At 45.5% G+C, this 13,733-nt stretch carries 10 protein-coding genes; 8 read left to right on the top strand and 2 right to left on the bottom strand.

Annotated elements, in window-relative coordinates; all coding sequences use genetic code 11:
* The first annotated feature begins 3 nt into the window (after window positions 1-3).
* The 4 genes from H8S63_RS01930 (at window position 4) to H8S63_RS01915 (ending at window position 4,081) form a co-directional block, all read left to right on the top strand.
* Entirely contained in the window at window positions 4-1,305 is a 1,302-nt protein-coding gene (locus H8S63_RS01930) for a DUF3440 domain-containing protein (RefSeq protein WP_007753028.1), read from the top strand.
* A complete protein-coding gene (locus H8S63_RS01925) occupies window positions 1,302-1,844 on the top strand; it encodes a ParB/RepB/Spo0J family partition protein (protein WP_007753026.1) in 543 nt (180 codons plus the stop codon). The genes H8S63_RS01930 and H8S63_RS01925 overlap by 4 nt, the downstream gene beginning before the upstream one ends.
* A gap of 151 nt (window positions 1,845-1,995) precedes the next feature.
* On the top strand, window positions 1,996-2,937 hold the full coding sequence (locus tag H8S63_RS01920) for a UDP-glucuronic acid decarboxylase family protein (RefSeq protein WP_186925568.1): 942 nt from the start codon (window positions 1,996-1,998) through the stop codon (window positions 2,935-2,937).
* A gap of 10 nt (window positions 2,938-2,947) precedes the next feature.
* A complete protein-coding gene (locus H8S63_RS01915) occupies window positions 2,948-4,081 on the top strand; it encodes a hybrid sensor histidine kinase/response regulator (RefSeq protein ID WP_186925567.1) in 1,134 nt (377 codons plus the stop codon).
* A 95-nt stretch (window positions 4,082-4,176) separates the two neighbouring features.
* Here H8S63_RS01915 and H8S63_RS01910 read toward each other — a convergent pair whose 3' ends face one another.
* Window positions 4,177-7,050: a PD-(D/E)XK nuclease family protein gene (locus H8S63_RS01910; RefSeq protein ID WP_186925566.1), complete on the bottom strand. Its 2,874-nt coding sequence runs from the start codon at window positions 7,048-7,050 to the stop codon at window positions 4,177-4,179.
* A 140-nt stretch (window positions 7,051-7,190) separates the two neighbouring features.
* Between H8S63_RS01910 and H8S63_RS01905 the strand changes: the two genes are divergently transcribed.
* Window positions 7,191-7,532, top strand: coding sequence for a type II toxin-antitoxin system RelE/ParE family toxin (locus H8S63_RS01905; protein WP_022276480.1), 342 nt, complete (start codon window positions 7,191-7,193; stop codon window positions 7,530-7,532).
* Window positions 7,504-7,806, top strand: a complete 303-nt coding sequence (locus H8S63_RS01900; protein WP_007760060.1) for a helix-turn-helix transcriptional regulator — start codon at window positions 7,504-7,506, stop codon at window positions 7,804-7,806. The genes H8S63_RS01905 and H8S63_RS01900 overlap by 29 nt, the downstream gene beginning before the upstream one ends.
* 164 nt (window positions 7,807-7,970) lie before the next feature.
* Here the strand turns inward: H8S63_RS01900 and H8S63_RS01895 are convergent, their stop codons facing one another.
* Window positions 7,971-11,141 (bottom strand): exodeoxyribonuclease V subunit beta, encoded by a 3,171-nt coding sequence (locus tag H8S63_RS01895; RefSeq protein ID WP_186925565.1) that lies wholly within the window; start codon window positions 11,139-11,141, stop codon window positions 7,971-7,973.
* Window positions 11,142-11,416: 275 nt separating this feature from the next.
* Here H8S63_RS01895 and H8S63_RS01890 point away from each other — a divergent pair, with 275 nt between their 5' ends.
* Entirely contained in the window at window positions 11,417-12,745 is a 1,329-nt protein-coding gene (locus tag H8S63_RS01890; protein WP_186925564.1) for an MFS transporter, read from the top strand.
* A 16-nt stretch (window positions 12,746-12,761) separates the two neighbouring features.
* Window positions 12,762-13,730 carry a 1,4-beta-mannosyl-N-acetylglucosamine phosphorylase gene (locus H8S63_RS01885; RefSeq protein ID WP_004306232.1) on the top strand — a complete coding sequence of 323 codons (969 nt, stop codon included), beginning with the start codon at window positions 12,762-12,764 and terminating at the stop codon, window positions 13,728-13,730.
* Window positions 13,731-13,733: the final 3 nt, after the last annotated feature.

Here is a 13,733-nt window from a genome sequence, read left to right as displayed (position 1 = left end):
CTTATGGGGAAAAAAGTTGCAGGCGCTAAAAATGTATATGAGCTGGCACAAGAACGATTGAAAGTAATATTTAGCGAGTTTGATAATATATATGTATCATTTTCCGGAGGTAAGGATAGTGGGGTATTGCTGAATATGTGTATTGATTATATCCGGAAAAATAATTTGAAAATACGTTTGGGGGTCTTCCACATGGATTACGAGATCCAGTATAAGATGACCATCGACTATGTAGACCGGATATTGGAGGCCAATAAGGATATTCTGGATGTTTACCGAGTATGCATTCCTTTCCGGGTGTCGACCTGCACATCTATGTATCAGTCTTTCTGGCGTCCGTGGGAGGACAGCAAGAAGAATATATGGGTACGCTCCATGCCCAAGAAGGCGATGACAAAGGAGGATTTCCCTTTTTATAATACGTCAATGTGGGACTACGAGTTCCAGATGCGTTTTGCGCAATGGCTGCATAATAAGAAGGACGCGGTGCGCACCTGCTGCCTGATCGGAATCCGTACCCAAGAGAGTTTCAACCGCTGGAGATGCATCTACATGAGCCGCAAATTCCAGATGTATCATAAGTATAAATGGACTTCAAAAGTAGGCAACGATATTTACAACGCGTACCCTATTTATGATTGGAAGACGACGGATGTATGGACGGCCAACGGAAAGTTCCAATGGGATTACAATACGTTGTATGATCTGTATTATCGGGCAGGGGTCAATCTGGAGCGCCAGCGCGTGGCGAGTCCTTTCATCAATGAGGCACAGGAGAGCCTGCAACTCTACCGGGTGCTCGATCCCAACACTTGGGGCAAGATGGTCGGGCGGGTGAACGGAGTCAACTTCACCGGTATGTATGGCGGTACCCACGCTATGGGATGGCAGTCGGTGAAACTTCCTGAAGGATACACATGGCGGGAGTTTATGTATTTCCTTCTGTCCACGTTGCCGGAGCGGGCACGGAAGAATTATCTCCGGAAACTGTCGGTAAGTGTGAATTTCTGGCGGACGAAAGGAGGCTGCCTGAGCGACTCGACCATCCAGAAACTGATTGACGCCAAAGTGCCGATTGTCGTGATGGACAACAGCAACTATAAAACGTTGAAGAAACCCGTGCGCATGGAATATCAGGATGACATCGACATCCCGGAATTCAAGGAGATACCTACCTACAAGCGGATGTGCATCTGCATCCTGAAGAACGACCATGCCTGCAAATATATGGGATTCTCGCCTACAAAGGAGGAAATGAGCAAAAGGAGTCAAATAATGGAACAATATAGAATCATAGTATCATGAGTGTAGATAAAAGCCCTGTTTATGAGGTAAAGGCGGTGCCTGTGGAAAAAGTGTATGCCAACGATTATAACCCGAATGTGGTGGCTCCGCCTGAAATGAAGTTGCTCGAACTGTCTATCTGGGAGGATGGATTTACGATGCCCTGCGTGTGTTATTATGATAAGGAGGCCGACCGCTATATCCTGGTGGACGGTTACCACCGCTATACGGTACTGAAGACATCGAAACGGATTTACAAACGCGAGAACGGGCTGCTTCCGATTGTCGTGATAGACAAGGACCTGTCCAACCGTATGAGCTCGACCATCCGCCACAACCGTGCGAGAGGTATGCACAACATCGAATTGATGTGCAACATTGTTGCCGAACTTGACAAGGCGGGGATGTCGGATCAGTGGATTATGAAGAATATCGGTATGGACCGAGACGAATTGTTGCGTTTGAAACAAATTTCCGGGCTTGCCGACCTGTTTGCCAATCATGAGTTCAGTATTCCGGACGAAGTTGCTCCGACGGAAACGGAGCGTAAAGTATTGTAATCGGGCAATTAGATATGTATGCTATTGTTAATTTGTCTTTTTTAGAAAATAACCTTTCTGAAAATTGTATATATTAATCAAATCGGTTACATTTGTAACCATAAACAAAACGGAGACAGCGTCTCTTTAAGTAAACAATAGAATACATAAAATGAAAAGAATACTGGTAAGTGGAGGGGCCGGCTTTATTGGTTCTCATCTTTGTACGCGGCTAATAAACGACGGTCACGAAGTGATATGCCTGGATAATTTTTTTACGGGGTCGAAAGACAATATCGCTCATCTGATGGGCAATCACCATTTTGAAGTGGTGAGGCATGATGTCACTTACCCATATTCTGCAGAGGTGGATGAAATATACAATTTGGCTTGTCCCGCGTCTCCCATTCATTATCAGCATGACCCTATACAAACGGCCAAGACGTCGGTGATGGGGGCTATCAATATGCTGGGATTGGCGATGAGACTGGATGCAAAGGTGTTGCAGGCTTCTACGAGCGAGGTATACGGCGACCCGATTGTGCATCCGCAGCCGGAGCATTATTGGGGGAACGTAAATCCTGTGGGTTACCGTTCCTGTTACGATGAGGGGAAACGCTGTGCGGAGACATTGTTTATGGATTATCATCGACAGAATGATGTACGTGTGAAGATTATCCGCATATTCAATACGTATGGTCCGCGTATGCTGCCGAACGATGGGAGGGTAGTTTCAAACTTCGTTCTGCAGGCATTGAACAATGAAGACATCACGATATATGGAGACGGAACGCAGACGCGCAGTTTCCAGTATATCGATGATCTGATAGAGGGAATGATAAGGATGATGGAGACGGAGGACGATTTTACCGGTCCTGTGAATCTCGGCAATCCGAATGAGTTCTCGATACAGGAGTTGGCGGAAAAGATAATCGCCATGACGGGTTCTTCTTCGAAGATAGTGTTCAAGTCATTGCCGAACGATGATCCCAAGCAACGACAGCCGGATATAACGCTGGCAAAGAAAAAACTTGGTTGGGAGCCTACCATCGAACTGGAAGATGGGCTGAGCCGCATGATTGAGTATTTTAAGGGATCTAAAACGAATAAATAAGGAGATAATTATGAATGTGGAAATTAATCCTTCCGAATATAAAGTCCTCATTGTGGACGATGTCATTTCAAATGTACTTTTATTGAAGGTGCTATTGAACAATGAAAAATTTCAGATTGTAACCGCCGGCAACGGTACGGAGGCTTTGGCGCAGGTGAAGAAAGAGAAACCGGATCTTGTGCTGTTGGATGTCATGATGCCGGACATCAGTGGGTTTGACGTGGCGAAGCAGATGAAAGCTGATCCCGAAATGTCTGATATTCCTATCATTTTCCTGACTGCGCTGAATAGTACGGCGGATATAGTGAAGGGATTCCAGGTGGGAGGTAATGACTTTATCTCCAAGCCGTTCAATAAGGAGGAACTGATCATCCGTGTGACGCACCAGATTTCGCTGGTTGCCGCCAAACGGATCATCGTGGCGCAGACGGAGGAGTTGCGTAAGACGATCATGGGACGTGACAAACTGTATTCTGTGATTGCGCACGACTTGCGTTCGCCGATGGGTTCTATCAAGATGGTGCTGAATATGCTGATTCTGAATCTGCCCAGCGAGACAATCGGTGGGGAGATGTATGAGTTGCTGACAATGGCGAACCAGACCACTGAGGATGTGTTCTCACTGCTCGATAATTTGCTGAAATGGACGAAGAGCCAGATCGGTAAGCTGAAGGTGGTTTATCAGGAGCTCAATATGGTGGAAGTCGTAGAGGGTGTAAGTGAGATCTTTACGATGGTGGCCGGTCTGAAGAACATTAAAATTGTGCAGGATATGCCTGTGGTGCCCGTGGTTGTCCGTGCGGATATAGATATGCTTAAGACGGTGATCCGTAACCTGATAAGTAATGCAATCAAGTTTAGCAATGAGGGTTCGGAAGTGCTGGTGTCACTGACTGAGGAGGACGGTATGGCTATCGTCAGCGTGAAGGATAGTGGCTGCGGCATTGATGAGGAGAACCAAAAGAAACTGCTGCATACGGATACGCATTTCAGTACCTTCGGCACTAACAACGAGGAAGGTTCGGGACTGGGATTGCTGCTGTGCCAGGATTTCATCGTCAAGAATGGAGGCAAACTCTGGTTTACTTCGAAGAAGGGAGAGGGATCTACATTCAGTTTCTCGGTGCCGCTGCTGGAGAAGTAAGTGTTATAATTATACAGACTAAAAATAATAAACAGGGCATAATTTGCATAGATATGTAAATCATGCCCTGTTTTATTGGTATATTCTACTTTCGTCTATCGCTTACAGATTGCCTTGAAGTCGCAATACGCACATTTCTTTATGTCCTCTGTCTGCGTGAAAGGTTCTTTCTCGTCAAATATTTCTTCTAATAAAGCTTGCAGACGTTCACGGAACTCGTCTTCAAAGAAAGCGAAGTTGTTCACCGGTATCTTCGGTTTGCGGGGTTCTCCCATTTCGATAACAGGCGAATAGCTTTCTGAGGCGGCACGATGAATATAAAGCAAGGCGGGAGCTACCATTAAAGGCTGTTTCCGGCTCATGATGGCGGCATACAGGAACGTCTGGAAGATATAATTGGGACGCGTTTCCGAAGGAGTGAACAGTTGCTCGATATTGGCAGGAATCTTCGGGCTTCCTCCTGTTTTATAGTCTACGATACGTAATGTACCTTCTTTGGCGTCCATGCGGTCGATTGTTCCACCGAGACGGAGCGTTAAAGGGCCTAAGGCAGTCTGTATGGTTATCTTCTCCGATACCTTTTTCTCCATAGCGACCATCTCGAAAGGAGTGTATTGCAGGTCGTTACGAAGCAACTGTTTCAAGTAAGAAACGATTACTTTGGAATTGATGAGCTGCACACCGTTGTATTCGGGCTTCTCTTCCGGTGCGACTTTGAACAGTTCCTGCTTGAAGGCTTGGTCTACATAACCTTGCAGCTTTATTTCGTCACGCAGCAGACGTTCCAAGTCCTCTCTCTGAATCATTTTTCCGTTGGCTGTCAGGTCAGTGTAAGCCAGTTGGGCGGAGAGGTGGAAGATCGTTCCGAACAGGGCGGAATCGATTTCCGCACTTACTTCATCCGGTGTTTTCAGTCCGGCAACGTATCGGTAATAGAACCTCAGCCGACAATCAAGATAAGTGTTGAGGGCAGAAGGAGAAAGGATGACGGATTCGGGCTGGGCAGTATCGTAGGCACGGTAAAGCCGTCTCAGTATTTCCGGAGTTTTTTCTATTTGTATCTCCAGCGTGTTTTGCGGAGATTGTCCGGCTTCCAGATACTCGCGGGTGATCTCGTGCGGACCTTCCACCAGCAGTTGCAGCATGAAACGGGACTCTTCGCCACGATTCAGTCCGTCCGAAGAGGTGTTGTAGAGCAGCGTGATATTCTCTGCCCGTTGAATCAGACGGTAGAAGTAGTAAGCGTATACTGCGTTTTTATGTTCGATGGTCGTCATACCGAAGGCTTTGCGGAGGTTGTAGGGGATGAAGGAGGACTCTCCACCGGCTTTCGGAAGTTGCCCCTCGTTGAGCGACAACATGATAAGATTGCGGAAATCGAGGTTACGTGTCTCCAGCACTCCCATGATTTGCAGTCCGATAGCCGGTTCTCCGTGGAAGGGGATATTGGAAGCGGTCAGCACCTTAGTAATAAGACGTTTCAGGGTATCGGTACGTACGCTTAATTCTCCGCTTTCTATCAGGCTGTATAATCTGTTTATTTTCAGGTGACTCTGGAAGATGGATTCCCGATATAGCTGGTTGAAAATATCGTCATATTCCCCTTCTTTGCGATAGAGGATGGATATGCTTTTGATTAATCGGAGCAGGTAGTCGCATAACTCCCTGATATTGCTTTGCGGAGTGAAAAGGATAGTCAGAAAATCATCTTTTTTCAGTTCCGACGGGAGCGGATAGAAACGGTTGGTCTTTGTCAGCTCGCGTTCCAGACGGGTGGCATGATCCGATAGTTGCCGGGTGTAGGGGTGTTTTAATATTTTTGATACGGCTTCGTAGGTGAAACGTCCGGTATCCGGTCGATAGCCGTTGGTCTGTAATTCCATAGCTGCGTTGATGAAGCTGTACACCGGAGTTTGCGCCAATGGGAATCCCATAGTGATATTTACGTTTTGCACATCCTGTGGGATGGAGTGAAGCACGGGGAGGAGCAGGGCTTCGTTGCAGAGCACGATGGCATTTTCCTTTTCGCTGACTATCTGCGTTGTGTGAGTCTGGGTTGCTTTTACCCATTCGGGCAGGAAGCGGGCTTGTGCATTTTCGGTGGAAGCGGAGATATAACGTATCTTTTTCGGCTTCCGGAAGATGTCGAAATAACTTTCCGGCAGTTCGTTGGGGAAGTCGATGAGGTTGCGTTTGATAAATTCTCCGGCTTCGTGCTTGGAGATTCGTTGGGTATAGAAGAGGTCGTAATCCCAATAAAACATGGCTTTCCCGGCTTTTTGCAGCTTTTGGAAGAATTCTTTCTCTACTTTGTTCAGTACGTTGAAACCGACGAATACGTATTTATCGTATTTGAGCCGGTCGGTATCGAGTTGTTCGATAACGTTCCGGTAGAGCATACCTTCGTAGGCAATGCCCAGTTCGGCAAGGTTCTCCCGATAACGATGATAGATAATACCCAGTTTGTCCCAGAGGGATATGAATTTTTCCTTGAGTTCGGTACGCCGTTCGATGGAGAAGTTCTGAAAGAATTGCCGGATGGCTTCTTCCTGTTCTTCATCGAGGAATTCGTAGTCGTCCATCAGGTTCTTCAGGTCTTGCAGATTGCTGAACAGTTTGTCTGCATCCACCATATTTTTGTCTACGTCGTCGAAATCGCTAATCAGCAGTTCACCCCAGAAGTAGAAATCGTCCAGCGTCTCCCGACTTTCGGTTTCTTCTTTGAATACTTTATAAAGCTCACAGACCAAACGGATCGGATCCCCTGTCTTTTGTACGGATAGTTTCTGCAACAGGTCACTGATACTCATGGCGGCAGGCGACCAGATAGGTTGGTCGGATTCTTCTGCCAGGTATTCGTTAAAAAACAGGTTAGCGCGTTTGTTGGGGAAAACGAGCACGGTGCGCGACAGGTCGTTTCCTATTTTCGTATATAAGTCATGGGCGACTAGTTGGAGAAATGGTTGCATATCGGATAATCATTTTTAGTCTGTGACAAAGATACGATATAGAAGTGAAAGAATAAGCGGAATATAGGAAATTAGCTTCTTTAAGATATCTCGATCGGCAGAAAGTTGCTTAATTGATCAACTTTTGCTATCTTTGCCGTATGAATAGAAAAGTAATAGCATACGAAAACTACTATAAAGATTTTTTTGACACCTTAGATAAAGGTACACAAGAAAAAGTCTTGTATGGCTTGCTCTTATTAAAGACTCAAGATAAACTGCCTGCAAAGTATGTGAAATTTCTCAAAGATGGTTTATATGAGTTAAGAATAGAATGGCAAGGTAATATTTATCGGATTTTCTTTTGTTATGATGAAGGACGCATTGTTATATTATTCAATGGTTTTCAAAAGAAAACGCAGAAAACTCCCGATAGAGAAATTGATAAAGCATTAAAACTAAAGAAAGAATATTATGAGCGAAAAAGAACTGAAGATGTTTGATGTCGATGCACAGTTGGACGCTGTGTTTGGCAAAGAAGGAACTCCGGAGCGTAAGGCTGCCGAAGATAGAGCCAATGCTTTCTTTACCGGGCAGATAATTGAAGAGGCTAGGAAGAAAGCTAAAATGACACAAGAGGAACTTGCTAAAAAGATTGGGACAAACAAATCTTATATTTCCCGTGTTGAAACAGGAAAAACAGAGCCTAAAGTCTCTACTTTTTATCGTATTGCTTCAGCCTTAGGTATGACGGTTGAATTGACCCCTGCTATGTGAAAGCTAAGATAAAATAATATGAATTTTCCTAATGTCTTTACTAATGAGGGGATGTCATAATGAATAATAAAACGCAGATTAACGCAAATCATCGCAGAAGTTTTTATAAGTCGTAACTGAAATAATCTGCGATAATTTCAGTTAATCCTGCGTTTTTCCCCCTTCTATACTTTTTCTATCCTCTCCTCATCCACATACCACAGATAACCGGTAATATTCTCGTACCCCATTTTAGAAAGTAACTGCATATATCCCTTCACCTGCTTGTTATATTTAGGATTCTCCTTGCCAAACTTAAAGTCTACTACAACCACCTGATTCTCTTTCATCATCACACGGTCCGGACGGCGGGTTTGCAGCACACCTTTCTCCTTGTAGATGATGGCACATTCGCTGAATAACGTCCATTCTCCTGAGTACCAATCCTGTATTTCGGGGGAAGAGAAAGCCTTTTGCACCACTTCGCGCACCATTCCCTCTTTTTCATCATCCCGGATAACCCCTTCAAAGACAAGGCGGTCGATAGCGGAATCGATGTCTTCTTCCGTATCAATGGCGGAGAATAAGGTATGCAACAAACGCCCGCGATTGATAAAACGATCGTCGGAATCTTCCTCCTCAATGCCCTGAATAAAGTCCGCAGAACGGTTGGATTGGCGGAACTCGATGTCGTGCCGCATGGATTCCATACGGATAGGACGTTTCTCCGGTTTTTGAGTGAGTTTGTTGGTCGAAGTCTTGGCCTTTTCTTCTTCCGAAGAACAAAGTTCACCCTGCTCGTAACACTCTTCGTCCCATTCTATATCCTCTTTCAGCGCCACTACCGGAAGAACATTCGCCAATAATTCCGACATTGTACCCTTTTGGCCTTTCTTGCTCCAGATGATGAGATTCTTTCCTGCACGGGTGAAGGCAACATAGAGCAGATTCAGGTTATCCACCCAAAGTTGCAGACGTTCGTTCAAGTAATCATCCCCGTAGATAGATTCCGCCATTTGTGTGGAATAATTAATGGGAAGGATATCCAGCCCATCGAACGGAGCCACCTGCGGGGTACACCACACAAGCTGACCGTTCGTCTCGTTCTCCAACTTCCAGTCGCAGAAAGGAAGAAGTACCGTATGGAACTCCAGTCCTTTGGATTTGTGTATGGAGAAGATGCGGATACCCTCAACCTCACCGCTTGGAATCGTCTTGCCGCACAACGTTTCGTCCCAATAACGGATGAATCCGTCGAGCTCGGAAGAGTTACTTTGCAGATAATCCGTCACTGCATCGAAAAAGGCGAACAGGTAAGCGTCCTGATCGCTGATGCGGTTCATCTCGAAGATACTGAAAAGTTCCTCCAAAAGTTCGTAAAGAGGCATTAACCGCAGTTCTTCCAGCTTCTCAAGGAATGCGGCAGGAAGATAATTCTCTACGGGAAGAAGTAGGAGCGTGTTCCAGTCCAGTCCTTTCCGCAACACTTCGTTCTGATAAGCCACAGCAAGTTGGGCACGCGCTATCTTGTTGTTCCCGTCGGAGAGATAACGCAAGGCGTCCAACATCATGCAGATAGCGAGCGAGGCGTCAAGGCGGAAAGCTTCGTCCGACACGATCTTATAATGCAGCTCCTTGTCAAAGTAATCGGCAATGCGGGGAATGTTCTTATTCTTCCGCACGAGAATCGCTATATCATTCAGCCGTATACCGGAGGAGAGAAGACGGTTCACCTCTTCACCTAAGCTGATCAATGTCTGTTCGGTATAGTCATGTTCCTCATCGGGTTCGAGGAACGAAACCTTCACGTAACCCTTTTCCGTTTTCTTGGAAGATTCCTGCACGACATCAGCGTAGGCTTTCTGCAAATCCTTGCAGTCTTCGCCCAACTGACTGCGGTATATCCCGTTCAGATAATCGGCGGCGGCAGTAAAAACACGGTTGTTGAAACGGATGATATTGGTTTCGCTCCGTCGGTTGGTAGCCAATGTCCTTACATGGATGGGGAAATGCTCAATGCGGTCGTTCAGACTATTCAGAATCCCCCAGTCACCATTCCGCCAACGGTAAATGGACTGTTTGACATCTCCCACAATCAAGCTGTCCGCTCCTTGCGAAAGCCCTTCGAGCAAAAGCAGTTTGAAATTCCCCCATTGCATTCGGCTGGTATCCTGAAACTCGTCTATCATCACGTTGCGGATATTGGTTCCTATCTTTTCGAATACAAAAGAGGAATCACCGTCTTTCACCAATTGATGAAGCAGGGCATTGGTGTCCGACAATAAGAAACGGTTGTTATCGTGGTTCAGTTGGCGCACTTCCTCGTCGATATTGGCAAGAAGCTGCACTTTATTGAGATGTTGCAGAGACAGTCGGCAACTGTTCAGCAACAGGTTATTTTTTGAACGGAGCTTTTCCGCATCCTCCAGGATATGTATCAGACTGGAATCTGCCAAAGCGATGATGTCCGCGTAGCGGGAAGAACTTTTTGCCGCCCAGTTCTTTGCATCTTCCAGACACTTCTCCACAGTCGCATTGCGGATATCGTTTCCTAAGATACCATTATTCAGTTTACGGAAATAACTGCCGATTCCGCGTGAACCGTTTTTCAGATCGTCGGCGGTTAGCGCATGGCCTTCCAATTCCTCCTCAAAATGATCATAGAAACCTTTCATTTCTTCCAGCACTTCGGTTTCCAGCTCTTTCAGTTGCTTGCGGTATTCCTTGATGGTGTCCGGATTGCGCAACCGCTTCCGAAGTCCTTCTCCTTTTTCAATATAGCCCTCGTCAAAGATATTGCGACCGAAACTTTTCACCTCATCCGATACATTCCAACGCTTGTCGTCGGCAATCCGTTCGTTGATATAGTCCAGCAGCCACGCGAGGACAGGGGAGGTGGGACCGAGTTTCTCAATCATGCTGTCTACCGCATCGCTGAGCACTTCGGTATTGTTCAGCTCGATATTCAGATTCGGGCTGAGTTCCAGTTCCCGCGCCAGGTTACGCATGACGGATTGGAAGAACGAGTCGATGGTTTCCACCCGGAAACGGCTGTAATCGTGCAACATATAGCCGAGAGCGACTCCCGCCGCTTCCCGTATTTCCTGCTCCGTCCTTCCGGTTTCTTCTTTTATCCGGTCGAGATAGGCTTGGGAATCTTTGTCACCTATCTGAATGCCGTATAGCTGGCTGAGAATACGCTCTTTCATTTCAGCCGTCGCCTTATTGGTAAAGGTAACGGCCAGAATCTGACGGTAGGCACGCGGATTGAGGATTAATAATTTAATGTATTCCACTGCAAGGGTAAACGTTTTACCCGAACCGGCGGAAGCCTTATATACTAAAAGTTCACTCATGCTTATTGTAAATCTGTTAATAGAATTTTTTCATAAAGTCCGGTCCGAAATAGAATAGGAATAAATGTAAGACAAAAATAAGGAAAAGAAGTAGAGAAAAGAAATAAAAACACGAGATTTTTTTAGGAGGATTAATCTTACATCGTGAAAAGATATGGTTGAAATGATAATAAATGAAAAAAACAAGGGGGAGACGTTAGTAGTTTTCTCCCTTTAGTTGTATTATATATAGATGGGTCAGAAAAATGAGTTTATTCATCTATATACTATGATTTATGCAACAGAATAAAACTGCTTCTCAACGAAAGAATATTAACCCGGCTTGCTGGGTTCCTACCGCTTACTTTGCAATGGGACTTCCCTTTATTGCCATTAATCTGGTTTCCGTATTTATGTTTAAGGATCTGGGAGTGTCGGATACACAAATCGCATTCTGGACTTCCCTTATTATGATGCCTTGGACGCTGAAATTCTTGTGGAGCCCTTTTCTTGAGATGTTCCGGACAAAGAAATTCTTCGTATTGGTGACCGAATTGTTGAGCGGAGTGTTGTTTGGAGTGGTGGCCTTTTCTTTATTCTTCGACTATTTCTTCGCTATCAGTATTTCGACGATGGCGGTGATTGCTTTTAGCGGCGCGACACATGATATTGCTTGCGACGGTGTATATATGGCGGAACTGAACAAAAAGGATCAGGCGAAATATATCGGTGTGCAAGGTGCTTTCTATAATGTAGCCAAACTGGTGGCTAACGGTGGACTGGTCGCTATGGCAGGTGCATTGGCGGAACATTTCGGGGCGATAGAGGGAGCTTCAATCGATGCCAATAAAGGTGCGTATTCGTCTGCATGGATGATTATTTTCGCAGTAATCGCAGTGATAATGGTATTGATAGGTATCTATCATATAAAGGTGCTGCCTTCTACACAGATTCCCTCAACAACGAAAAAAACGACTTCGGAAGTGGGACGGGAATTGGTAGGTGTGATTGCTAACTTCTTTACTAAAAAGCATATTCTTTATTATATCTGTTTCATCATCCTCTACCGTTTGGCGGAAGGATTCATAATGAAGATTGCTCCGCTGTTTCTGCGTGCGTCGAGAGAAGCGGGCGGGTTGGGACTGTCTTTGAAGGAGATTGGTACATTGAACGGAATTTTTGGTTCTGCCGCTTTCGTGTTAGGTTCACTGTTGGCAGGCATTTATGTATCTAAGTTCGGATTGAAGAAGACTTTGTTCACTCTCTGCTGCATCTTCAATCTTCCGTTTGTGGCTTATACTTTCCTTGCGGTGGTGCAGCCTACCGATGTGTATCTGATAGGAACGTGCATTACGATGGAGTATTTTGGCTATGGCTTCGGGTTTGTCGGATTGACGTTGTTTATGATGCAACAGATTGCTCCGGGAAAACACCAGATGTCGCATTATGCTTTTGCATCAGGAATCATGAATCTGGGAGTCATGCTCCCGGGAATGGTCAGCGGTTATCTGAGTGACCTGCTGGGCTACCGGAACTTCTTTATTTATGTTCTGATAGCGACTATACCGGCTTTTCTGATTACTTATTTCATACCTTTCACGTATGATGACTCAAAAAATAAATAATATAAAATCAACGATTATGAATAAAATTCAAATTCCTTGGGAAGATCGTCCTGTCGGATGTACGGACGTTATGTGGCGTTACTCACAAAATCCAGTTATCGGACGTTATCATATTCCTTCATCCAATAGTATTTTCAATAGTGCCGTCGTTCCTTTTGAGGATGGTTTTGCAGGCGTATTCCGTTGTGATAACAAAGCTGTACAGATGAATATCTTTGCAGGTTTTAGTAAGGACGGAATTCATTGGGATATCAATCATGAACCTATTCAGTTTAAAGCCGGCAACACGGAGATGATCGAATCGGAATATAAATACGACCCTCGTGTGACGTGGATTGAAGACCGTTATTGGGTGACTTGGTGCAACGGTTATCATGGTCCTACCATTGGCATTGCTTATACTTTCGACTTTAAGGAGTTCTTCCAATGCGAGAATGCTTTCCTGCCTTTCAACCGTAACGGTGTGCTTTTCCCGCAGAAGATAGACGGTAAATATGCCATGCTGAGTCGTCCCAGTGATAACGGGCATACTCCGTTCGGTGATATATATATCAGTTATAGCCCGGATATGAAGTACTGGGGAGAACATCGTTGCGTGATGAAAGTGACTCCTTTCCCGGAAAGCGCCTGGCAGTGTACGAAGATCGGAGCAGGTTCAGTTCCTTTCCTTACGGATGAAGGCTGGTTGCTGTTCTATCACGGTGTGATTACTACCTGCAACGGTTTCCGCTATGCAATGGGAGCTGCCATACTCGATAAGGATCATCCGGAAAAAGTGCTGTATCGTACCCGCGAATATTTGTTAGGTCCGGCTGCCCCGTACGAACTGCAGGGAGATGTGCCGAATGTAGTATTCCCTTGTGCCGCATTGCAGGATGGCGAACGTGTAGCTGTTTATTATGGCGCCGCCGACACTGTTGTGGGCATGGCCTTCGGATATATTAAAGAGATTATCGACTTTACTAAACGGACAAGTATCATTTAATAA

This window comes from Bacteroides sp. NSJ-39 (assembly GCF_014287315.1).
Taxonomy (GTDB): Bacteria; Bacteroidota; Bacteroidia; order Bacteroidales; family Bacteroidaceae; genus Bacteroides; species Bacteroides finegoldii.
Note: the sequence above shows the minus strand (reverse complement) of the source record. Positions and strands in the feature narration are given on the sequence as shown.